The sequence below is a fragment of the Enterobacter sp. CM29 genome (genome assembly GCF_013179605.1).
Lineage (GTDB): Bacteria > Pseudomonadota > Gammaproteobacteria > Enterobacterales > Enterobacteriaceae > Enterobacter > Enterobacter intestinihominis.
The window spans coordinates 1-23,898 of record NZ_JABMCU010000047.1 but is presented as its reverse complement, the minus strand read 5'-3'; the positions used below and the strand labels follow the sequence as shown (position 1 = coordinate 23,898).

General features: G+C 57.3%; 19 protein-coding genes. 15 read left to right on the top strand and 4 right to left on the bottom strand.

Annotated features, from left to right (window positions below; all coding sequences use genetic code 11):
* Positions 1-357: gamma-glutamyltransferase (locus HP459_RS08425; protein ID WP_171936102.1), on the top strand; the 357-nt coding region annotated here is incomplete at its 5' end.
* A 100-nt stretch (positions 358-457) separates the two neighbouring features.
* On the opposite strand, the gene yhhY is transcribed toward HP459_RS08425, so the two are convergent.
* Positions 458-946: an N-acetyltransferase gene (gene yhhY / locus HP459_RS08420; protein ID WP_063841877.1), complete on the bottom strand. Its 489-nt coding sequence runs from the start codon at positions 944-946 to the stop codon at positions 458-460.
* Positions 947-1,203: 257 nt separating this feature from the next.
* On the opposite strand from yhhY, the gene HP459_RS08415 reads away from it, so the two are divergent.
* The 5 genes from HP459_RS08415 (at position 1,204) to gntU (ending at position 6,145) form a co-directional block, all read left to right on the top strand.
* The gene (locus HP459_RS08415) at positions 1,204-2,241 is read left to right on the top strand and encodes an oxidoreductase (RefSeq protein WP_022649651.1); all 1,038 of its coding nucleotides are present in this window, start codon (positions 1,204-1,206) and stop codon (positions 2,239-2,241) included.
* Between the two features lie 123 nt (positions 2,242-2,364).
* Positions 2,365-3,060: a pirin family protein gene (locus HP459_RS08410; RefSeq protein WP_003861565.1), complete on the top strand. Its 696-nt coding sequence runs from the start codon at positions 2,365-2,367 to the stop codon at positions 3,058-3,060.
* A 91-nt stretch (positions 3,061-3,151) separates the two neighbouring features.
* Positions 3,152-4,147 carry a gluconate operon transcriptional repressor GntR gene (gene gntR, locus HP459_RS08405; RefSeq protein WP_003861567.1) on the top strand — a complete coding sequence of 332 codons (996 nt, stop codon included), beginning with the start codon at positions 3,152-3,154 and terminating at the stop codon, positions 4,145-4,147.
* A 126-nt stretch (positions 4,148-4,273) separates the two neighbouring features.
* The gene (gene gntK, locus HP459_RS08400) at positions 4,274-4,801 is read left to right on the top strand and encodes a gluconokinase (RefSeq protein WP_003861569.1); all 528 of its coding nucleotides are present in this window, start codon (positions 4,274-4,276) and stop codon (positions 4,799-4,801) included.
* 3 nt (positions 4,802-4,804) lie between these two features.
* Positions 4,805-6,145 carry a gluconate transporter gene (gntU, locus tag HP459_RS08395; protein ID WP_017693851.1) on the top strand — a complete coding sequence of 447 codons (1,341 nt, stop codon included), beginning with the start codon at positions 4,805-4,807 and terminating at the stop codon, positions 6,143-6,145.
* 105 nt (positions 6,146-6,250) lie between these two features.
* Here the strand turns inward: gntU and yhgN are convergent, their stop codons facing one another.
* Positions 6,251-6,844: an NAAT family transporter YhgN gene (gene yhgN, locus HP459_RS08390; RefSeq protein WP_003861574.1), complete on the bottom strand. Its 594-nt coding sequence runs from the start codon at positions 6,842-6,844 to the stop codon at positions 6,251-6,253.
* Positions 6,845-7,022: 178 nt separating this feature from the next.
* Here yhgN and asd point away from each other — a divergent pair, with 178 nt between their 5' ends.
* The 6 genes from asd (at position 7,023) to glgP (ending at position 17,734) form a co-directional block, all read left to right on the top strand.
* Positions 7,023-8,126: an aspartate-semialdehyde dehydrogenase gene (asd, locus tag HP459_RS08385; protein ID WP_022649649.1), complete on the top strand. Its 1,104-nt coding sequence runs from the start codon at positions 7,023-7,025 to the stop codon at positions 8,124-8,126.
* 239 nt (positions 8,127-8,365) lie between these two features.
* Positions 8,366-10,552 (top strand): 1,4-alpha-glucan branching enzyme, encoded by a 2,187-nt coding sequence (gene glgB, locus HP459_RS08380; RefSeq protein WP_023298793.1) that lies wholly within the window; start codon positions 8,366-8,368, stop codon positions 10,550-10,552.
* A complete protein-coding gene (glgX, locus tag HP459_RS08375) occupies positions 10,549-12,522 on the top strand; it encodes a glycogen debranching protein GlgX (RefSeq protein WP_171936101.1) in 1,974 nt (657 codons plus the stop codon). The genes glgB and glgX overlap by 4 nt, the downstream gene beginning before the upstream one ends.
* A 17-nt stretch (positions 12,523-12,539) precedes the next feature.
* Positions 12,540-13,835 carry a glucose-1-phosphate adenylyltransferase gene (gene glgC, locus HP459_RS08370; RefSeq protein WP_003861582.1) on the top strand — a complete coding sequence of 432 codons (1,296 nt, stop codon included), beginning with the start codon at positions 12,540-12,542 and terminating at the stop codon, positions 13,833-13,835.
* Positions 13,835-15,268 carry a glycogen synthase GlgA gene (gene glgA / locus HP459_RS08365; protein ID WP_048966825.1) on the top strand — a complete coding sequence of 478 codons (1,434 nt, stop codon included), beginning with the start codon at positions 13,835-13,837 and terminating at the stop codon, positions 15,266-15,268. Before glgC ends, glgA begins: the two co-directional genes overlap by 1 nt.
* 18 nt (positions 15,269-15,286) lie before the next feature.
* Entirely contained in the window at positions 15,287-17,734 is a 2,448-nt protein-coding gene (glgP, locus tag HP459_RS08360; RefSeq protein WP_023307123.1) for a glycogen phosphorylase, read from the top strand.
* A 90-nt stretch (positions 17,735-17,824) separates the two neighbouring features.
* On the opposite strand, the gene glpD is transcribed toward glgP, so the two are convergent.
* Positions 17,825-19,333: a glycerol-3-phosphate dehydrogenase gene (gene glpD, locus HP459_RS08355; protein WP_045308768.1), complete on the bottom strand. Its 1,509-nt coding sequence runs from the start codon at positions 19,331-19,333 to the stop codon at positions 17,825-17,827.
* 285 nt (positions 19,334-19,618) lie between these two features.
* On the opposite strand from glpD, the gene glpE reads away from it, so the two are divergent.
* The 3 genes from glpE to HP459_RS08340 are packed head-to-tail and all read left to right on the top strand — an operon-like array spanning position 19,619 to position 21,604.
* Entirely contained in the window at positions 19,619-19,951 is a 333-nt protein-coding gene (gene glpE / locus HP459_RS08350) for a thiosulfate sulfurtransferase GlpE (RefSeq protein WP_022649643.1), read from the top strand.
* A gap of 47 nt (positions 19,952-19,998) precedes the next feature.
* Positions 19,999-20,829 carry a rhomboid family intramembrane serine protease GlpG gene (gene glpG, locus HP459_RS08345; protein WP_022649642.1) on the top strand — a complete coding sequence of 277 codons (831 nt, stop codon included), beginning with the start codon at positions 19,999-20,001 and terminating at the stop codon, positions 20,827-20,829.
* Positions 20,830-20,845: 16 nt separating this feature from the next.
* Positions 20,846-21,604, top strand: coding sequence for a DeoR/GlpR family transcriptional regulator (locus tag HP459_RS08340; RefSeq protein WP_022649641.1), 759 nt, complete (start codon positions 20,846-20,848; stop codon positions 21,602-21,604).
* A 97-nt stretch (positions 21,605-21,701) separates the two neighbouring features.
* Here HP459_RS08340 and malT read toward each other — a convergent pair.
* Positions 21,702-23,898 (bottom strand): HTH-type transcriptional regulator MalT (gene malT / locus HP459_RS08335; RefSeq protein ID WP_171936100.1); only part of this gene is annotated, 2,197 nt, incomplete at its 5' end.

The window sequence follows — 23,898 nt, the reverse complement described above, 5'->3', positions numbered from 1 at the left end:
TCCATGTCGCCCACCATCGTGGTGAAAGACGGCAAAACCTGGCTGGTGACCGGCAGCCCGGGCGGGAGCCGCATTATCACCACCGTGTTGCAAATGGTAGTGAACAGCATCGACTTTGGGATGAACGTCGCCGAAGCGACCAATGCGCCGCGTTTCCATCACCAGTGGCTGCCGGACGAGTTGCGCGTGGAGAAGGGCTTTAGCCCGGATACCCTCAAGCTGCTTGAGCAGCGCGGGCAGAAGGTGGCGGTGAAGGAGGCGATGGGCAGCACCCAGAGCATTATGGTCGGGCCGGACGGTGCCCTGTTTGGCGCGTCGGACCCACGGTCGGTGGATGATTTAACGGCGGGGTATTGAGGGCTCCCCTCACCCTAACCCTCTCCCCATAGGGGAGAGGGGATTGCACGGTGCGGTCTTTTCTCCCTCGCCCCTTCGGGGAGAGGGTCGGGGTGAGGGGTTACTTCATACGCGCCATATAATACGCATCCACGTACTCGCCGTTGCGCAGGGCGTAGCGCCTGCCGGTGCCTTCAATCTCAAACCCGTGCTTTTTGTACACCGCGATTGCCGGTTCATTATCGACAAACACCGTTAACTCGATGCGGTCGACGCGCAGCCAGTTATCGCACATATCAATCATGGTGCGTATCAGCGCGCTGGCGATGCCCCGGTTTTGCCACTGCGCACCCACACAAATTCCAAAATCGGCAACATGGCTGCGGCGCGGACGCTGGGCTACGGCAATGCACAGATGCCCGGCGACGGTATCATCAATACAGGCGACAAGCTGCTTGATACCGGGCTGATCGGTTAGCCGGTCATGCCACATCTGCTCTGAGGGATGAGGAACCTGTAGCGTGTTGTGGTACACCTCCGGCTGGGCGTGGATCTGACGAATGGCGTCGTAATCTTTCGGTTCAGCGTGGCGTATCACTATCTCACTCATTCCTTGTTCCTCAGTCAGTTAAAAGTCCCTTCCAACATCAGTGACTTTAAAAGTTGAGTCAATCGCTATTTTTTGCAAAAAGTGTTGGACAAGTGCGAATGAGAATGATTATTATTGCTCTGCATTCAGGAAGACCTCCTACGGGAACCTGAAAGCACGACATTGCTCACATTGCTTCCAGTATTACTTTAGCCAGCTTCTCGCTGGCTTTTTTTTTGTTATGGTTAGACTCAGTAACCTTCCAAAAGGACTGAGCCATGACACTACATTGTGCATTTATTGGATTTGGCAAAAGCACCACGCGTTACCACCTTCCGTATGTTCTTAACCGAAAAGAGACCTGGCACGTGGCCCATATCTATCGCCGCCGCGCGAAGCCAGAAGAGCAGTCTCCGCAGTATTCCCATATTCATTTCACCAGCGATCTTGATGAAGTGTTAAATGATCCGCAGGTGAAGCTGGTGGTGGTCTGTACCCACGCCGACAGCCACTTTGACTACGCGAAACGCGCGCTGGAAGCGGGTAAAAACGTGCTGGTGGAAAAACCGTTCACCCCGACCATCGCCGAAGCGAAGGAACTCTTTGCGCTGGCGAAAAGCAAAGGCCTGACCGTCACGCCGTACCAGAACCGTCGCTTTGACAGCTGCTTCCTGACGGCAAAAAAGGCAATCGAAAGCGGCAAGCTCGGCGAGATCGTTGAAATCGAAAGCCACTTCGATTACTACCGCCCTGTGGCAGAAACCAAACCCGGCCTGCCGCAGGACGGTTCGTTCTACGGTCTGGGCGTACACACCATGGACCAGATCATCTCCCTGTTTGGCCGCCCGGACCACGTGGCGTACGACATCCGCAGCCTGCGCAATAAGGCCAATCCGGACGATACCTTCGAAGCACAGCTGTTCTACGGCGACCTGAAAGCCATCGTCAAAACCAGTCATCTGGTGAAAATCGACTACCCGAAATTTATCGTTCACGGCAAGAAAGGCTCCTTTATCAAGTACGGTATTGACCAGCAGGAGACCAGCCTGAAGGCCAACATCATGCCGGGCGAACCGGGCTTTGCGGCAGATGATTCCGTGGGCGTGCTGGAGTACGTGAACGACGAGGGCCTGACGGTCAGGGAAGAGCTGAAGCCGGAAACGGGCGATTATGGACGCGTCTACGATGCGCTGTATGAAACCCTCTCCAGCGGCACGCCGAATTACGTCAAGGAATCTGACGTTCTGACGAACCTGGAAATCCTTGAACGGGCCTTCGAACAGGCTTCCCCTGCCACGGTAACCCTCGCCAGATAAGCAAAAATGGCTCCTTTGTGCTTGTTCTAAATTTTTGAACAGAGGAGTCAATTTTCACCCTCTATGATCCCTGAGCGTTTGCGTCCACACTTACTCCATCGAAACGAACTGAGGGTGAAAACAATGATCTACTTACGCAAAGCAAACGAACGTGGTCACGCGAATCATGGCTGGCTGGACTCATGGCATTCATTCTCGTTTGCCGATTACTACGACCCGAACTTCATGGGCTTCTCCGCGCTGCGCGTCATTAACGACGACGTGATTGATGCAGGCCAGGGCTTCGGTACCCACCCGCACAAGGACATGGAAATCCTGACCTATGTGCTGGAAGGGGCGGTTGAGCACCAGGACAGCATGGGCAATAAAGAGCAGGTTCCGGCGGGCGAGTTCCAGATTATGAGCGCGGGGACCGGGGTGCGTCACTCTGAGTACAACCCGAGCAAAACGGAAAAACTGCATCTGTATCAAATCTGGATCATTCCAGAAGAGACCGGCATCACGCCACGCTACGAACAGCGCCGCTTCGATGCGAAACAGGGTAAACAGCTGGTGCTCTCCCCGGATGCGCGTGAAGGTTCCCTGAAAGTGCATCAGGATATGGAGCTGTACCGCTGGGCGCTGGCGAAAGATGAACAGTCTGTGCACCAGATCGCCGCCAACCGCCGCGTGTGGATCCAGGTGGTGAAAGGCGAGGTGTCCATCAACGGCACCAAAGCCACCACCGCCGATGGCCTGGCAGTCTGGGATGAGCAGGCGCTCTCCGTGCATGCCGACAGCGAAAGTGAAATTCTGCTGTTTGATCTGCCGCCGGTCTAAATAATTTCTCAACCTTCCCTTTAAACGGGGAAGGTTGAGCTTTGTCCGTGATAAACTGAGCAAATCTCTCACTTCAAGATTTCTCAGGACGATGAAAAAGAAACGCCCCGTACTTCAGGATGTCGCCGATCGCGTCGGTGTGACCAAAATGACGGTCAGCCGTTTTTTACGTAACCCGGAGCAGGTTTCCGTGGCGTTGCGTGGCAAGATTGCCGCCGCCCTTGATGAACTGGGTTATATCCCCAACCGCGCGCCCGATATTCTCTCTAATGCGACCAGCCGTGCGGTGGGCGTCCTGCTTCCTTCCTTAACCAACCAGGTTTTCGCTGAAGTGCTGCGTGGCATCGAAAGCGTGACCGATGCCTTTGGTTATCAGACCATGCTCGCCCACTATGGGTACAAGCCGGAACTGGAAGAGGAACGTCTTGAATCGATGCTTTCCTGGAACATTGACGGCCTGATTTTAACGGAACGTACTCACACCCCGCGCACGCTGAAAATGATTGAAGTGGCAGGCATTCCGGTGGTGGAGCTGATGGACAGCCAGTCGCCGTGCCTCGACATCGCCGTGGGGTTCGATAACTTTGAAGCGGCGCGTCAGATGACGGCGGCGATCATCGCCCGCGGTCATCGCCATGTGGCCTATCTGGGTGCGCGTCTGGATGAACGTACTATCATCAAACAGAAGGGATACGAGCAGGCGATGCTCGACGCCGGTTTAACCCCGTACAGCGTGATGGTGGAGCAATCTTCCTCTTATACGTCGGGTATTGAGCTGATGCGTCAGGCGCGACGCGAGTATCCGCAACTGGACGGTATTTTCTGTACCAACGATGACCTTGCGGTCGGCGCCGCGTTTGAGTGTCAGCGTCTGGGTTTAAAAATCCCGGATGATATGGCGATTGCCGGCTTCCACGGCCACGACATTGGCCAGGTGATGGAGCCGCGTCTGGCAAGCGTCCTGACCCCGCGTGAACGCATGGGCCGCATTGGTGCAGAACGCCTGCTGGCGCGCATTCGTGGTGAGGCAGTTACCCCTAAAATGTTAGATTTAGGTTTCACCTTGTCACCGGGTGGATCTATTTAATCCGACAAATTTGAAGTAGCTCACACTTATTCACTTCGCGCACGTTTGGATATTGCTTCTCTTATGCCCCGGCAGGACAATGTTACCGATAACTGTTACCCGTAACAATTGACTGAGGGACACCCTTTGAGCACGACTAATCACGATCACCACGTTTACGTCCTGATGGGCGTGTCCGGTAGCGGTAAATCTGCCGTGGCGAGCGAAGTGGCGCATCAACTCCAGGCTGCGTTTCTTGATGGTGACTTCCTCCATCCGCGCAGCAACATCATGAAAATGGCTTCCGGCGAGCCGCTGAATGACGACGACCGCAAGCCCTGGTTGCAGGCGCTGAATGATGCCGCGTTCGCGATGCAGCGCACCAATAAAGTCTCCCTGATAGTCTGTTCCGCGCTGAAAAAAACCTATCGCGACCTGCTGCGCGATGGCAACCCGAACCTCTCTTTCATCTACCTGAAAGGCGATTTCGGGGTAATTGAAAGTCGCCTGAAGGCGCGTAAAGGCCACTTCTTCAAAACCCAGATGCTGGTAACGCAGTTCGAAGCGTTGCAGGAGCCTGGGGCTGACGAACAGGATGTCTTAGTGGTTGATATCGATCAGCCGCTGGAAGGTGTTGTTGCCAGCACCATCGAGGTTATTAATAAAAGGCAGTAAGTTTTGAGTACATTAACGCTAGTTTTGACAGCAGTGGGTTCCGTATTGCTGCTGCTGTTTTTAGTGATGAAGGCACGTATGCACGCCTTCGTTGCTTTGATGGTGGTTTCTATTGGTGCCGGTCTCTTTTCCGGAATGCCGCTCGACAAAATTGCGGCGACGATGGAAAAAGGGATGGGCGGCACGCTCGGCTTCCTGGCCATCGTAGTCGCGCTCGGCGCGATGTTTGGCAAGATTTTGCACGAGACGGGCGCGGTCGATCAGATTGCCGTCAAGATGCTGAAATCCTTCGGACACAGCCGTGCGCACTACGCGATTGGTCTGGCTGGTCTGATTTGCGCGCTGCCGCTGTTCTTTGAAGTGGCGGTGGTGCTGCTGATTAGCGTGGCGTTCTCCATGGCACGCCATACCGGTACCAACCTCGTGAAGCTGGTCATTCCGCTGTTTGCGGGCGTGGCGGCGGCAGCGGCGTTTCTGCTGCCGGGGCCTGCGCCGATGCTGCTGGCTTCCCAGATGCATGCTGACTTTGGCTGGATGATCCTGATTGGCCTGTGTGCGGCGATCCCGGGGATGATTATCGCCGGTCCGCTGTGGGGCAACTTCATTAGCCGTTACGTTGAGCTGCACATTCCGGATGACATCTCCGAGCCGCACCTGGGCGAGGGCAAAATGCCGTCCTTCGGCTTCAGTCTGTCGCTGATCCTGCTGCCGCTGGTGCTGGTGGGCCTGAAAACCATCGCTGCCCGCTTTGTGCCGGTGGGGTCAACCGCTTACGAATGGTTCGAATTTATTGGCCATCCGTTCACTGCGATCCTGGTGGCGTGTCTGGTCGCGATTTACGGGCTGGCGATGCGTCAGGGCATGCCAAAAGATCGCGTGATGGAGATATGCGGTGCCGCGCTACAACCGGCGGGGATTATTCTGCTGGTGATCGGGGCGGGCGGCGTGTTCAAGCAGGTGCTGGTGGATTCCGGCGTGGGTCCGGCACTGGGCGAAGCGCTGACCGGAATGGGCCTGCCGATTGCGGTCACCTGCTTCGTGCTGGCCGCGGCGGTGCGTATCATTCAGGGCTCCGCGACCGTGGCGTGCTTAACCGCGGTGGGGCTGGTGATGCCGGTGATTGAACAGCTGAACTACTCCGGCGCGCAGATGGCGGCGCTCTCTATCTGTATCGCGGGCGGTTCGATTGTGGTTTCTCACGTGAACGACGCAGGCTTCTGGCTGTTCGGTAAATTTACCGGCGCAACCGAAGCGCAAACCCTCAAAACCTGGACGCTGATGGAAACCATCCTCGGCACGACGGGTGCGGTTGTCGGGATGATTGCGTTTACGCTGCTGAGCTAACGAGACCGTATTTTGTCGGGTGGCGGCTTCGCCTTACCCGACCTACAAAAAAATCAGGTCCCGTAGGCCGGGTAAGCGTAAGCGACACCCGGCTTTTTTACATCTTCACCCTTTCATCCATGCCCGGATCCCATCCAGGAACATCTGCGTCGCCATCATCACCAGAATCAGCCCCATCAGGCGCTCAAGGGCGTTCACCCCTTTCTCACCCAGCAGGCGCAGGAAAAGCGACGACTGCAACAGGATAATAAATGTCCCGCCCCAGGCGATCAGCAGGGCAATGACCAGGTGGCTCATCTGATTCGGATACTGATGCGACAGCAGCATCAGCGTTGCCAGAATCGTTGGCCCGGCGACCAGCGGAATCGCCAGCGGCACGATAAACGGTTCTTCACCCGCAGGCAGGCCGCTGCTGCTGCCTTCCGCGCTCGGGAAAATCATCTTTATGGCAATCAGGAACAAAATGATCCCGCCGGAAATGGAGACCGTTTCGGCACGTAAGTTCAGGAAAGCGAGGATTTTTTCACCGGCGAACAGGAAGATAAACATCACCAGCAGGGCGATGAGCAGCTCGCGGATCATGATCGCCCGACGGCGCTTCGGCTCGGTGTGCTTCAGCACCGACATGAAGATCGGCAGATTACCGAGCGGATCCATAATCAGGATCAATAAAACCGCTGCGGAAATGATTTCACTCATCTTAAATTATCCCTGATACTTATTGTGGTCATTGCGATGATTAGCACTTTTTCTGATTGCCGGGCAATCATCGATTAATTTCGCTTGCGACTTTGGCAGCATTTTGTAATGTGAAGCATATCCCAGTTCAATACTGGCTTGCACAATCAGCACACACCCCTTGCAGGAAAAAAATGCTATGAAAAACGTTGGTTTTATCGGCTGGCGCGGTATGGTCGGCTCTGTACTCATGCAACGCATGGTTGAAGAGCGCGATTTCGACGCCATCCGCCCGGTCTTCTTCTCCACTTCCCAGCTCGGCCAGGCTGCACCGTCCTTTGGTGGTACCACAGGCACGTTGCAGGATGCTTACGATCTGGAAGCGCTGAAGGCACTCGACATTATTGTGACCTGCCAGGGCGGCGATTATACCAACGAAATTTATCCGAAGCTGCGTGAAAGCGGCTGGCAGGGCTACTGGATTGACGCGGCCTCTTCGCTGCGTATGAAAGACGATGCCATCATCATTCTCGACCCGGTTAACCAGGATGTCATTACCGACGGCCTGAACAACGGCGTGAAAACGTTTGTTGGCGGTAACTGCACCGTCAGCCTGATGCTGATGTCCCTCGGCGGCCTGTTCGCACAGGATCTGGTGGAGTGGGTCTCCGTAGCGACCTACCAGGCGGCGTCCGGCGGCGGCGCGCGTCATATGCGCGAGCTGCTGACCCAGATGGGCCAGCTGCACCAGAGCGTCGCGACCGAGCTGGCAAACCCGGCGTCCGCGATCCTCGATATCGAGCGTAAAGTCACTCAGCTCACCCGCAGCGGCGAATTGCCGGTGGATAACTTTGGCGTACCGCTGGCCGGCGGCCTGATCCCGTGGATCGACAAACAGCTGGATAACGGCCAGACCCGCGAAGAGTGGAAGGGCCAGGCTGAGACCAACAAAATCCTCGCCACCGCGAACACCATTCCGGTTGACGGTCTGTGCGTGCGTATCGGCGCGTTGCGCTGCCACAGCCAGGCTTTCACCATTAAACTGAAAAAAGATGTGTCTATTCCGACCGTGGAAGAGCTGCTGGCCGCGCACAACCCGTGGGCGAAAGTGGTGCCAAACGATCGCGATATCACCATGCGCGAACTGACCCCGGCAGCCGTTACCGGCACGCTGACCACCCCGGTTGGCCGCCTGCGCAAGCTGAACATGGGACCGGAGTACCTCTCCGCGTTCACCGTTGGCGACCAGCTTCTTTGGGGTGCCGCCGAGCCGCTGCGCCGCATGCTGCGCCAGCTGGCGTAATAATTTGTTAAACACCGGGGGTGAATGTCACCCCCTTTTTTTGCGTACTACATGGAGTAAAACGCAGATGTCTTATTTTTTATCAGGAGGGCCCACGACGTTGGCTATGCTTTAAGGAAGATTTATTTCTCACCTGAGGGTAGGGCGGAGCAGAGAGGATTAACTGCACCGTTTAGGTCACATTAAAAGTCGTCCCGGAGCGCGTAAAAAGGGCGACATAAAAAAACAGGATGAATACCATGTCCGATCGTATTTCGAGAGACGTGATTAATGCGCTTATTGCGGGTCACTTTGCCGACCCCTTTTCTGTGCTAGGGATGCACCGTACAGAGGCCGGACTGGAAGTTCGGGCGCTGTTACCGGATGCAACAGAAGTGTGGGTTATCGAACCCAAAACCGGCCGCAAGGTGGGTAATCTGGAATGCCTCGACTCGCGTGGCTTCTTCTCGGGCGTCATGCCCCGCCGTAAAAATCCTTTTCGTTATCAGCTTGCCGTTATCTGGCACGGTCAGCAAAACCTGATTGACGATCCCTATAGCTTCGGCCCGCTCTTAAAAGAGATGGACGCCTGGCTGCTGTCCGAAGGGACCCATTTACGCCCCTACGAAACGCTGGGTGCCCATGCGGATACCATGGACGGTATCACCGGCACGCGCTTTGCCGTATGGGCGCCAAACGCCCAGCGCGTCTCCGTCGTCGGGCAGTTCAACTACTGGGACGGTCGTCGTCACCCCATGCGCCTGCGCCGGGAAACCGGCATCTGGGAGCTGTTTATCCCCGGCGCGCACAACGGTCAGCTCTACAAATTCGAGATGATCGATGCCAACGGCAAGCTGCGTATTAAATCCGACCCGTACGCCTTTGAGGCCGAACTGCGCCCGAATACCGCCTCGCTGATTTGCGGCCTGCCGGAGAAGGTTGTCCAGAGCGAGGAGCGCAAGCAGGCCAACCGCTTTGATGCGCCGATCTCCGTCTATGAAGTGCATCTCGGCTCCTGGCGTCGCCACACCGATAACAACTTCTGGCTGAGCTATCGCGAGCTGGCGGACCAGCTGGTGCCGTACGCCAAATGGATGGGCTTTACCCATCTGGAGCTGCTGCCAATCAACGAACACCCGTTCGACGGTAGCTGGGGCTATCAGCCGACCGGGCTATATGCGCCTACGCGCCGCTTCGGCACGCGCGATGACTTCCGCTATTTCATTGATGCCGCGCACGCCGCCGGACTGAACGTGATCCTCGACTGGGTGCCGGGCCACTTCCCGTCGGATGATTTTGCGCTGGCAGAGTTTGACGGTACGAAGCTGTACGAGCACAGCGATCCGCGCGAAGGCTATCACCAGGACTGGAACACGCTGATCTACAACTACGGTCGCCGTGAAGTGTCAAACTACCTGGTCGGGAACGCGCTGTACTGGATCGAACGTTTCGGCATTGATGCCCTGCGCGTCGATGCAGTGGCGTCGATGATCTACCGCGACTACAGCCGCAAAGAGGGTGAGTGGATCCCAAACGAGTATGGCGGGCGTGAAAACCTCGAAGCGATTGAGTTTCTGCGCAACACCAACCGCATCATCGGCGAGCAGGTGGAAGGCGCCGTGACCATGGCGGAAGAGTCAACCGACTTCCCGGGCGTTTCCCGTCCACCGGCAATGGGCGGCCTGGGCTTCTGGTACAAGTGGAACCTCGGCTGGATGCACGACACGCTCGACTACATGAAGCTTGACCCGGTTTATCGTCAGTATCACCACGATAAGCTCACCTTCGGGCTGCTCTACAACTACACCGAAAACTTCATGCTGCCGCTGTCGCACGATGAAGTGGTACACGGCAAGAAATCCGTTCTCGACCGCATGCCGGGGGACGCGTGGCAGAAGTTTGCCAACCTGCGCGCCTATTACGGCTGGATGTTCGCCTTCCCGGGCAAAAAGCTGCTGTTTATGGGCAACGAATTTGCGCAAGGGCGCGAATGGAACCACGACACCAGCCTTGACTGGCATCTGCTGGAAGGCGCGGACAACTGGCACCACGGCGTGCAGCGTCTGGTCCGCGACCTGAACCTGACCTATCGCCACCACAAAGCGCTGCACGAGCTGGACTTCGATCCGTACGGCTTTGAGTGGCTGGTGGTGGACGACCACGAGCGCTCGGTGTTTGTCTTTGTACGACGTGATAAAGCCGGTAACGAGATCATCGTCGCCAGCAACTTCACGCCGATACCGCGCGAACACTACCGCTTCGGCATAAACCAGCCGGGCAAATGGCGCGAAATCCTTAACACCGACTCCATGCACTACCACGGCAGCAACGCCGGTAACGGTGGCCTGGTACAGAGCGACGCCATCGAAAGCCACGGTCGTCCGAACTCCCTTGGCCTGACGCTGCCGCCGCTGAGCACAATCTGGCTGGTGCGGGAGGGAGAATGACGCAGCTCTCGGCAGGTAAACCCGAACCGCTCGGGGCGAGTTTTGACGGAAAGGGGGTGAACTTTACGCTCTTTTCTGCCCATGCTGAGCGGGTGGAACTCTGTGTGTTTGACGGGGAAGGTAACGAACACCGTTACGATTTACCGGCGCGCACGGGGGATACCTGGCATGGCTACCTGCCCGGAGGACGGCCGGGGGTGCACTACGGTTTTCGCGTACACGGCCCCTGGGAGCCCTCTCAGGGGCACTGGTTTAACCCGGCGAAGCTGCTGATTGACCCATGTGCGCACCGCGTGGACGGCGAGTTTAAAGACGACCCGCTGTTCCACGTTGGCTACGGCGAACCAGACCACCGCGACAGCGCACCCGTCGCGCCCAAAAGCGTGGTGGTACACGATCTCTACGACTGGGAAGACGATGCCCCGCCGCGCACGCCGTGGGGCAACACCGTTATTTATGAAGCCCACGTCAAAGGGCTGACGTATCTGCATCCGTCAATCCCCAAAGAGATGCGCGGTACCTACAAAGCGCTTGGGTATCCGACGATGGTCGCGTACCTGAAGCACTTAGGGATCACCGCCCTGGAGCTGTTGCCCGTGGCGCATTTTGCCAGCGAGCCGCGGCTGCAGCGTCTTGGGTTAAGCAACTACTGGGGCTACAACCCGCTGGCGATGTTCGCCCTCGACCCGCGCTACGCGGTGCATCCGGAGAAGGCGCGGGATGAGTTTCGCGATGCGGTGAAGGCGCTTCACGCGGCGGGTATCGAGGTCATTCTGGACGTGGTGTTGAACCACAGTGCAGAAAGCGATCTTGATGGCCCGACGCTCTCACAGCGCGGAATCGATAACCGTAGCTATTATTGGATCAGGGACGACGGCGATTACGAGAACTGGACCGGGTGCGGTAACACCCTCAACCTCAGTCATCCGGCCGTTACGCATTACGCGTACGCGTGCCTGAAATACTGGGTTGAGACGTTCCACGTGGACGGTTTTCGTTTCGACCTGGCGCCGGTAATGGGGCGCACCCCGGCGTTCAGCCAGCAGGCGCCGCTGTTTGAGGCCATCAAAAACTGTCCGGTGCTTTCAAAGGTGAAGCTGATTGCGGAGCCCTGGGACATCGGCGAGGGCGGTTATCAGGTGGGGAACTTCCCGCCGCTGTTTGCCGAGTGGAACGACCACTTCCGCGATGCCGTCCGCCGCTTCTGGCTGACGCGCGATCTGTCGCTGGGGGAGTTTGCCGGTCGCTTTGCCGGCTCCAGCGATCTCTTTAAGCGTGACGGCAAACGTCCGTCGGCCACCATTAATCTGGTGACGGCGCACGACGGTTTTACGCTGCGCGACTGCGTTTGTTTCAATCAGAAACACAATGAGGCAAACGGCGAAGAGAATCGCGATGGGACTAACAACAACCATAGCTTTAACCATGGTATAGAAGGGTTAGGCGGAAGTCTGGATGTGATCGAGCGGCGACGCGCCAGCGTTCATGCGCTGCTGACGACGCTTTTGTTGTCGCAGGGCACGCCGATGCTGCTGGCGGGCGATGAGCACGGTCACAGCCAGCACGGCAACAACAACGCCTATTGCCAGGACAACACCCTGACCTGGCTCAACTGGGAAGAAGCGAACAGCGGGTTGACCCATTTCACCGCGGCGCTGATCCATCTTCGCCAGCACATCCCCGCGCTCACCGCCGACTGCTGGTGGGAAGAGGGCGACGGCAACGTTCGCTGGCTGAATAAAGACGCGCAACCGTTAAGCGCGCAAGAGTGGCAACACGGCATACCCTGTCTGCAAATCCTGCTTTCGGATGCGTGGCTGGTGACGCTGAACGCGACGGATGACGTCGCAGAGATTGTTTTACCTGACGGGGAATGGCGAGCCATTCCTCCCTTTGCCGGAGCGGATAATCCGGTTGTTATGGCTGTCTGGCACGGGCCTGCGCACGGAGTGTGCGTATTCCAAAGATGATAAAAAAGGAGTTAGTCATGGTTAGATTAGAGAAGAACGATCCGTTAATGTTGGCGCGCCAGCTACCATTAAAAACAGTTGCCCTGATCCTCGCGGGCGGGCGTGGTACCCGTCTGAAAGATTTGACCATCAAGCGCGCCAAACCGGCCGTTCACTTTGGTGGTAAGTTCCGTATTATCGATTTTGCACTCTCCAACTGCCTGAACTCAGGCATTCGCCGTATTGGCGTCATTACCCAGTATCAGTCGCACACGCTGGTGCAGCACATTCAGCGCGGCTGGTCATTCTTCAGCGAAGAGATGAACGAGTTTGTCGATCTGCTCCCGGCGCAGCAGCGCGTTCACGGGGAGAACTGGTACCGCGGCACGGCGGATGCCGTGACCCAGAACCTCGACATCATTCGCCGCTACAACGCGGAATACATCGTTATCCTCGCCGGGGACCACATCTACAAGCAAGATTACTCCCACATGCTGATCGACCACGTCGAAAAAGGTGCGCGCTGCACCGTGGCGTGTCTGCCGGTGCCTGTTGCAGAAGCAACCGCGTTTGGCGTGATGCATGTAGATGGCGACGACAAGATTATCGACTTTGTCGAAAAACCGGCGAATCCGCCAACCATGCCGGGAGACGACACCAAATCGCTCGCCAGCATGGGGATCTATGTCTTTGATGCCGATTATCTTTATGAGCTGCTGGAAGAAGACGACAAAGACGAAAACTCCAGCCACGACTTCGGTAAAGACATCATCCCGAAAATTACCAAAGCTGGCATGGCGTATGCACATCCTTTCCCGTTGTCCTGCGTGCAGTCCGATCCGAATGCGGAACCTTACTGGCGCGACGTCGGCACGCTGGAAGCGTACTGGAAAGCCAACCTCGATTTGGCATCTGTGACGCCTGAACTGGATATGTACGACCAGAACTGGCCGATTCGCACCCATATGGAATCGCTGCCGCCGGCGAAGTTCGTCCAGGATCGCTCCGGCAGCCACGGTATGACGCTGAACTCGCTGGTCTCTGGCGGGTGCATTATCTCCGGTTCGGTGGTGGTGCAGTCCGTGCTGTTCCCGCGCGTGCGTATAAACTCATTCTGTAATATCGATTCGGCAGTCCTGCTGCCGGATGTCTGGGTAGGGCGCTCATGTCGTCTGCGTCGCTGCGTTATCGACCGTGCCTGCGTCATTCCCGAAGGGATGGTGATTGGGGAAAACGCGGAAGAAGATGCACGTCGTTTCTACCGATCGGAAGAGGGGATCGTGTTAGTAACACGGGAAATGTTGCGGAAGCTGCAAATCAAACAGGAGCGATGATGCAGGTTTTACACGTATGTTCTGAGATGTTCCCGTTGTTAAAAACGGGCGGACTGGCGGATGTTCTTGGTGCATTACCGGCGGCGCAAATTGCCGGAGGGGTGGATACCCGCGTGTTGTTACCCGCTTTTCCGGATATCCGGCGTGGTATTCCCGATGCGAAGGTTGTTACCCGCCGCGAGACCTTCGCGGGACGTATCACCCTGCTGTTTGGACATTACAATGGCGTAGGGATTTACCTGATCGATGCGCCGCATTTATACGACCGACCCGGCAGCCCGTATCACGATACCAACCTGTACGCCTATACCGATAACGTGCTGCGCTTTGCCCTGCTCGGCTGGGTGGGGGCGGAGATGGCCGTCGGGCTGGATCCGTTCTGGCGTCCGGACGTGGTGCACGCGCACGACTGGCATGCGGGGCTGGCTCCTGCGTATCTGGCGGCGAAAGGGCATCCGGCGAAATCGGTGTTTACGGTGCACAACCTGGCGTATCAGGGCATGTATTACGCGCATCATATGAATGACATCGATCTGCCATGGTCGTTCTTTAACATGCACGGACTGGAGTTTAACGGACAGATTTCGTTCCTGAAGGCCGGTCTGTACTACGCCGACCACATCACGGCGGTCAGCCCAACCTACGCGCGGGAAATTACCCAGCCGGAGTTCGGTTACGGTATGGAAGGGCTACTGCAACAGCGCCACCGTGAAGGTCGTCTGTCGGGAATTCTGAACGGCGTGGATGAACAGATCTGGAATCCGGAAACGGACCTCCTGCTGGCAGCGCGCTATGGTCGCGACTCCGTGGAGGACAAAGCGGAAAACAAGCGTCAGCTACAGATTGCGATGGGGCTGAAGGTCAACGACAAGGTACCGCTGTTTGCGGTGGTCAGCCGCCTGACCAGCCAGAAAGGGCTGGATCTGGTGCTGGAAGCGCTGCCGGGATTACTGGAGCAGGGTGGGCAGCTGGCGCTGCTCGGCGCGGGCGACCCGGTATTGCAGGAAGGTTTCCTCGCGGCCGCGGCGGAACATCCGGGGCAGGTGGGCGTGCAGATTGGCTATCACGAAGCGTTCTCGCACCGCATCATGGGCGGCGCAGACGTGATTCTGGTGCCGAGCCGTTTCGAGCCCTGCGGCCTGACGCAGCTCTATGGTCTGAAATACGGCACGCTGCCGCTGGTACGCCGCACGGGCGGGCTGGCGGATACGGTGTCTGACAGCTCCCTGGAAAACCTGGCGGATGGTATCGCCAGCGGGTTTGTTTTCGAGGACAGTAATGCCTGGTCGCTACTTCGGGCGATCCGGCGTGCTTTCGTCTTGTGGTCCCGTCCATCCCTGTGGCGTTACGTACAACGTCAGGCGATGTCCATGGACTTTGGCTGGCACGTTGCGGCGCAGTCCTACCGCGACCTTTATCAACGCTTGATGTAACGAGGCGAAGTTACTGATATGAATGCTCCATTTAGCTACTCTTCCCCCACGCTCAGCGTTGAGGCGTTGAAACACTCCATCGCCTATAAGCTGATGTTTACTATTGGGAAAGATCCCGTTATTGCCAACAAACATGAGTGGCTGAACGCCACGCTGTTTGCGGTGCGTGACCGTATGGTCGAACGCTGGCTGCGCTCCAACCGCGCCCAGCTCTCGCAGGAGACGCGACAGGTGTATTACCTGTCGATGGAGTTTTTGATTGGTCGCACCCTCTCCAATGCGCTGTTATCGCTCGGGATTTATGACGACGTCAAAAACGCACTGGAAGAGATGGGGCTGGACTTAGAAGAGCTGATTGACGAAGAGAACGACCCGGGGCTGGGTAACGGTGGTCTCGGGCGTCTTGCCGCCTGCTTCCTCGATTCACTGGCGACGCTGGCGCTGCCGGGACGCGGGTACGGTATTCGCTACGACTACGGCATGTTCAAGCAGAACATCGTTGATGGGCGTCAGAAAGAGTCGCCGGACTACTGGCTGGAGTACGGTAACCCGTGGGAGTTCAAGCGCCACAACACGCGCTACAAGGTGCGTTTTGGCGGGCGTATTCAGCAGGAAGGGAAAAAATCCCGCTGGGTGGAAACCGAAGAGATCCTCGCCGTGGCCTATGACCAGATTATCCCCGGCTACGACACCGATGCGACCAACACGCTGCGCCTGTGGAACGCGCAGGCCAGTAGCGAGATCAACCTCGGTAAATTCAATCAGGGTGACTACTTCGCGGCGGTGGAAGATAAAAACCACTCTGAGAACGTGTCCCGCGTCCTGTATCCGGATGACTCGACCTACTCGGGCCGCGAGCTGCGCCTGCGTCAGGAGTATTTCCTCGTCTCGGCAACGATTCAGGATATCCTTAGCCGTCACTATCAGCTGCACAAAACCTATGCGAATCTGGCGGAGAAAACGGCGATTCACCTCAACGATACCCATCCGGTGCTGTCGATCCCTGAGCTGATGCGCCTGCTGATTGACGAGCATAAGTTCAGCTGGGATGACGCGTTTGAAGTGACCTGCCAGGTGTTCTCGTACACCAACCATACGCTGATGAGTGAAGCGCTGGAGACGTGGCCGGTGGATATGCTCGGCAAAATTCTGCCGCGTCACCTGCAAATCATCTTCGAGATCAACGACTACTTCCTCAAGACCTTGCAGGAGCAGTACCCGAACGATACCGGCCTGCTGAGCCGCGCCTCGATCATTGATGAATCCAATGGTCGCCGCGTACGCATGGCCTGGCTGGCGGTGGTGATCAGCCATAAGGTCAACGGGGTTTCAGAGCTGCATTCGAACCTGATGGTGCAATCCCTGTTTGCGGACTTTGCGAAGATCTTCCCGACGCGTTTCTGCAACGTGACCAACGGCGTCACCCCGCGCCGCTGGCTGGCGCTGGCGAACCAGCCGCTGTCTGACGTGCTGGACGAAAATATCGGCCGCACCTGGCGCACCGATTTGAGCCAGCTGAGCGAGCTTGAGCAGCACATTGATTTTCCGACGGTGAACAAAGCCGTGCGGGAAGCCAAGCTGCTGAACAAGAAACGGCTGTCAGTCTGGCTGGCGATGCATCTCAACGTGGTGGCGAACCCGAAAGCGCTGTTCGACGTGCAGATCAAACGTATCCACGAGTACAAGCGTCAGCTGATGAACGTCCTGCACGTCATCACTCACTACAACCGCATTAAGGCTGACCCGACGGCGGAGTGGGTGCCGCGCGTGAAAATCTTTGCCGGTAAGGCGGCCTCCGCGTACTACATGGCGAAGCACATCATTCATCTTATCAACGATGTGGCGAAGGTAGTGAACCAGGATCCGGACATTGGTGACAAGCTGAAAGTGGTGTTTATCCCGAACTACAGCGTAAGCCTGGCGCAGCTGATTATTCCGGCGGCGGATCTCTCAGAGCAGATTTCCACGGCGGGGACGGAAGCATCCGGCACCAGCAACATGAAGTTTGCCCTGAACGGCGCGCTGACCATCGGCACGCTGGACGGCGCAAATGTCGAAATGCTGGAGCATGTGGGCGCGGAGAATATCTTTATCTTCGGGAATACGGCGGAAGAGGTAGAGGCGCTTCGCAAGCAGGGCTACTCGCCGCGTGAGTATTATGAAGAGGATGAAGAGTTACGCCAGGTGCTGACGCAAATCGCCACCGGGGTGTTTAACCCTGAGGAGCCTGGGCGCTATCGTGACCTGGTGGACTCGCTGATTAACTTTGGCGATCACTATCAGGTGCTGGCGGATTACCGCAGCTACGTGGATTGTCAGGATAAGGTGGACGAACTGTACCGTCAGCAGGAGAAGTGGACCAGCGCCGCGATGCATAACATCGCCAACATGGGATACTTCTCGTCAGACAGGACCATCAAAGAGTATGCCGAGAATATCTGGCATATTGATCCGGTGAGGTTGTAAAACAAAGCCGGGTGGCGGCTCCGCCTTACCCGGCCTACTCGATCCTGTAGGCCCGGTAAGCGCAGCGCCACCGGGCATTTTTTGTCACCCTCAGGACGCCAGCGACAATTCACGCTTTCCCGCATGCTGTTGCAACCATTGCGCCACGCGAGACTGCTGCTCGGCATTCAGCCACATCCCTTCTTTAGTACGACGCCAGATGGCATCGTCCAGACGGCGCACCCATTCGTGTTCCACCAGGTAGCGCAGTTCCGCTTCGTACAGCTCATGGCCAAAATGCTCGCCCAGATCGGCAATCTCTTTCGCGTCGCCGAGGAACAGTTCGGTATTGCTGCCGTAGGTGCGGGCGTAGTGGCGCGCCATTCCTTCGGTAATGAACGGGAAGCGGCGACGCAGCTTCGCGGCGTAATCGTCGCGGTTATTGCCGATATCGCCGCCAGGCAGCACGGCGCCTTTCGTCCACGCCGGGCCGATGCCTTTGTAATACGGCGCCAGTTTCTCCAGCGCATGCTCCGCCAGTTTACGGTAGGTGGTGAGCTTACCGCCAAACACCGACAGCAGCGGCGCCTGACCGTCCACGTCATGAATATCAAGCGTATAGTCACGAGTGATGGCCTGCGGTGAGTCAGACTCGTCATCACACAGCGGACGCACGCCGGAGTAGGTCCAGACCACGTCATCGCGCGCCAGCTGTTTCTTAAAGTGTGCGTTGTACACTTTCAGCAGGTAGTTGACTTCGCTCTCTTCAATCTCAACGTTTTTCGGATCGCCCTTGTACTCCACGTCAGTGGTGCCGATGATGGAGAACTCGTCCATCCACGGGATCACAAACACGATGCGCTTGTCTTCGTTTTGCAGGATATAAGCCTGCTTCTGGGTATGCACGCGCGGCACCACAATGTGGCTGCCCTTGATCAGGCGGATGCCGTACGGAGAAGGCAGGTGCATACCGTCATCGAAGAACTGTTTTACCCACGGGCCGGTGGCATTCACCAGGCCGCGCGCTTTCCAGCTAAACTTCTCACCGGTATCTACGTCTTCCGCTTCCACAATCCACAGGCCGTTTTCGCGGCGCGCGGCGGTCGCGCGGGTACGGGTTTTCACCTCGCCGCCTTTCTTCTCGACCATCTGCGCGTTAGCCAGTACCAGACGCGCATCGTCCACCCAGCAGTCAGAATATTCGAAACCGCGCACGATTTCAGGCTTAAGGACCGATTCTGAGCCAAAACGCAAACCGGTCGAACCCGGCAGGCTGGTGCGTTTACCCAGATGATCGTACATGAACAGGCCAATGCGGATCATCCACGCCGGACGCAGGTGCGGGCGGTGAGGCAGGCGGAAGCGCATCGGGATCGCCAGATGCGGAGCCATTTTCAGCAGCACTTCGCGTTCGGCCAGCGCTTCGCTGACCAGGCGGAATTCGTAGTGTTCCAGGTAGCGCAGGCCTCCGTGGATCAGCTTGGAGCTGGCGGACGACGTCGCGCAGGCGAGATCGTTAGCTTCCAGCATCAGCACGGATAAACCGCGTCCTGCGGCATCAACCGCAATACCGGCACCGTTGATGCCCCCGCCTATCACAATCAGATCTTTGGTTTCCATAACACCCTCATGCACTTTCGTTAAAGCTCAAAAATGTTCGATATCGCTCATAATAGCAAAGGAACGCGCTTTTGGTAACATCAAAAAAACAATTTAGAGTGATATGGATAACATAATGGCGTTTACCCGCCGCCAGGACGTACACTACGGGGTAAAATGGTGCGGTCTGATGCCCTCACCCCAGCCCTCTCCCACGGGGAGAGGGTGATCCGTTTCCCTCTCCCTCCGGGAGAGGGTAGGGTGAGGGGAAAACCGCACCACGCCTGAATATAAGATGAGAACACCATGGATCAGTTTGAATGTATTAACGTAGAAGAAGCCCATCAGAAGATGCACCAGAAAACCGCGGTGCTGGTGGATATCCGCGATCCGCAGAGCTTTGCGATGGGCCACACGCCGGGCGCGTTCCATCTCACCAACGACACGCTGGGCGCGTTTATGCGCGATAACGACTTCGACACGCCGGTGATGGTGATGTGCTATCACGGCAACAGCAGTAAAGGCGCGGCGCAGTATCTGCTCCAGCAGGGTTACGACGCGGTATACAGCGTCGATGGCGGCTTCGATGCATGGCATCGTCATTTCCCGGCAGAAGTTGAATACGCGTTTGAGCGCTGATCCCGCTATACTGTCCCCTTTTGTGTGGAAATAAGCGACCGCTGCCCATGTTGATGATCACCTCTTTTAGCAACCCGCGCGTCGCCCAGGCGTTTGTCGACTATATGGCGACGCAGGGCATTATCCTGACTATTCAGCAGCATACACAGACGGATGTCTGGCTGGCAGACGAAAGCCAGGCTGGGCGCGTGAACGCCGAGCTGGCGCGTTTCCTGGAAAACCCGGGCGACCCGCGTTATCTGGCAGCAAGCTGGCAATCCGGCCAGACCGACAGTGGCCTGCACTATCAACGTTTTCCGTTTCTCGCCACCCTCCGCGAGCGCGCAGGACCGTTTACGCTGCTTTTGATGGCAGCCTGCATCATCGTCTTCATTATTATGAGCGTGGTGGGCGACCAGAGCGTGATGATTGCCCTCGCATGGCCGTACGATCCCTCTCTGCAATTTGACGTCTGGCGCTACTTCACGCATGCGCTGATGCACTTCTCGGTGATGCATATCCTCTTTAACCTGCTGTGGTGGTGGTATCTCGGCGGGGCGGTGGAGAAGCGGCTCGGCAGCGGCAAGCTGATTGTGATCACCCTTATCAGCGCCCTGTTAAGCGGCTATGTGCAGCATAAATTCAGCGGTCCGTGGTTTGGCGGGTTATCCGGCGTGGTGTACGCCCTGATGGGTTACGCCTGGCTCAGAGGCGAGCGCGACCCGGAAAGCGGCATCTATTTACAACGTGGATTAATAACCTTTGCGTTAATATGGCTTATTGCCGGATGGTTTGATCTGTTTGGTATGTCTATCGCCAATGGTGCGCACGTTACCGGCCTGGCGGTCGGGCTGGCGATGGCGCTGGCCGATACGCTCCATGCGCGAAAACGAACATAATTCCCAGGGATATTTCATGAAACAAACACAACGTCATGACGCCATTATCGAACTGGTAAAAAAACAGGGATACGTCAGTACTGAAGAGCTGGTGGAGCAGTTTGCCGTCAGCCCGCAAACCATCCGTCGTGACCTCAACGACCTGGCCGATCAGAACCGTATTCTGCGCCATCACGGCGGCGCGGCGCTGCCGTCCAGCTCGGTGAACACCTCATGGCATGATCGTAAGGCGACGCAAACGGCAGAGAAAGAGCGTATCGCCCGTAAAGTGGCGAGCCAGATCCCGAACGGCGCGACGCTGTTTATTGATATCGGCACCACGCCGGAAGCGGTCGCCCATGCGCTGCTGAATCACGAGAACCTCCGCGTGGTGACCAACAACCTGAACGTGGCTAACACGTTGATGCAGAAAGACGATTTTCGCATCATCCTCGCGGGCGGCGAACTGCGCAGCCGCGACGGGGGCATTATCGGCGAAGCGACGCTCGATTTTATCTCTCAGTTCCGCCTCGACTTCGGCATTCTGGGGATCAGCGGCATCGACACCGACGGCTCGCTGCTGGAGTTTGATTACCACGAGGTGCGCACCAAGCGCGCGATTATTGAGAACTCGCGCCACGTGATGCTGGTGGTGGATCACTCGAAGTTTGGCCGCAATGCGATGGTCAACATGGGCAGCATTAGCATGGTGAATGCGGTCTACACCGACGAGATGCCGCCGGCGGGCGTGTTGCAGGTGATTAAGGATAACAATTTGCAGCTGGAGTTGTGCTAGCGGTTGTGTCGGGTGGCGCTGCGCTTACCCGACCTACAAATTGTTCTCCCTCTCCCTGTGGGAGAGGGCCGGGGTGAGGGCATCAGGCCGCACAAAACTAAACTCCGTACCCCATCATCTTCAACAACTGCTGCGCATGCTGCACCGCGTCCTGACGGTGCGCCACGCCCAGCTTCTGATACAGATTGCGAATGTGCGTTTTGATGGTGGTTGCCGCCACCGCCAGCTCACCGGCTATCTGCTCGTTGCTGTAGCCTGAATAGATCAGCCCCAGCACCTGCCATTCACGCTGTGTGAGCGGGCTGGTGCGGATAAGCTCCGGCACTTCCGGATGGTTCAGCAGACGTTCAACAAAGTTCTCATCGAAGTGCGCAAACTTGTGGCGATGGTGCTGGTTGATCTCGCGCAGAATGCGCTGGGCGCGATGCTGATCGAGTTCCGGCAGCGTGTTGAGCTGAATCAGCTGGCGCAACTGCTGGGCCATCACTTCACCCTCAATCACAAAGTGGCTGATAAACCCGGTGCGGTTCGCCAGCTGTAGCGCCTCCAGCAGCACGCGCTGGGCATCGTTTTTACGTCCCGCCTGCCAGTAAAGCTGGTTTAACAGCAGCAGGTTGCGGTTTAAATCGCTCATCAGGCGCAGGCTGCGGGCGTTTTCGTTTAACTCTTCCAGCACAATCTCGGCAGGCTCAAAGTCACCCAGCAGGATCTGCACGCGGGCAATATTGCGCCACTGGCTTTGCAGGAAGTGGTTATTGGCAAATTCCGGTTTAGGCGTGTGACGCAGCCAGTTGGCGGCGGACTTTTTATCGCCGGTCATCTGCCAGTAAATCACCCGGACCTTATCGGCGTTGGAGACCCAGTCGCTATGGTACTGTCCGTTGCCAAGCAGGTTTTCCAGGCGGTTAAGGTGGTTGCGGGCATTATCCAGGTCGCCTCGCGCCAGCGAGCACTGCACCAGCAGGGCCAGGCACTGGAGTTGCTGCTGCGGCTGGAAGCTCGAAAGCACATTCAGGCCCTGGCGAGCGCAGCTTTCTGCTTCATCCAGACGCGACCATGCCCAGAGCAGCTGAGCGCGAATACGCAACAGGAACTCGTGCATCGGCAGCTGTTCCAGATGCTGTTCACGGATCAGCTGGAACGCTTTCTCCTGGTTTTCCCAGGCGGCCTGCAGGAACCCCTGAGCAAATAAAATCTCGCTTTGCTGGATCAGGCTCCAGAGGGCGTAATGCCAGACATCGTGGCGGCGGGCCATCTGTTCGGTTTGCTGCATGAGCGAAAGCGAACGCGTGAGGTCGCCCTTACAGTGCAGCACTTCGCCGTGTACCGAGGTGGCCACAATACGGCTGTAGAAATTCGCCAGCGGCAGCTCATCCAGCGCGACCATCGCCAGCCGTTCGGCTTCTTCCGGGTCGCCGTCGTTAATCGCCACCTGCGCACGCAGGGCGTTAAATTCGCCGTGCAGGGTGGCATCCATCTCGCTTTCCATCTCCTGCTCGGCGCGCGCCAGCAGGGTGTTCACTTCGCTGTAGCGATGCTGGCTCTGCATCAGCCAGGCCTGGAGCAGCACCAGACGCGGATTCTCCAGCAGGCTCTCCCACGGCAGCGCTTTTAACGACTCTTCCAGCAGCGTCAGTTCGCTGTGGTTGAACAGTCCCCACGCGTGGTTGAGCAGAATATCGCGCAGCATACCGGCATCTCCGGCGGCCAGCGCATGGTGGATAGCCTCGCTCGGGAAACCTTGCGCCATCCAGCTTTCGGCGGCGGCGCGGTGAATTTCTGGCAGCTCTGCGGCCATCTCCCACTGGCAACGCTGGCGCAGGAAGCTGCCAAACAGCGGATGGTAGCTAAACCATTCGCCGGGATCGTCCATTCGCGTCAGGAACAAACCCTGACGTTCAATCTCTTCGAGCTGAAGCTGCCCGTTTTCAATACCGGTGACGCGCACAATCAGCGCATCGTTCATCGAACGTAGCAGGGAGCTTTTCAGCAGGAAATGGCGGGTAGTGAGGTCTACGCTGTTGAGTACCTCATCCACCAGATAATCCGACAGGTGGCTGGCGTTGATGCCCGCCAGGCGGCGCGCGGACTGGTGCGTTGGGCTATTGTTTTGCCGCGCGGAAAGGGCAATCAGCTGAAGCGCCGTGGCCCAGCCTGCAACGTCATCACACAGGCGGCTGCTTTCCGACGCCTCAATCGGAGAAGTCAGACGGCAGTCAAAGAACTGTTTCGCTTCCTGATGGGTAAAGGCCAGCTGCTGACTGCCAATTTCCAGTAGCTGATCGCGCACCCGC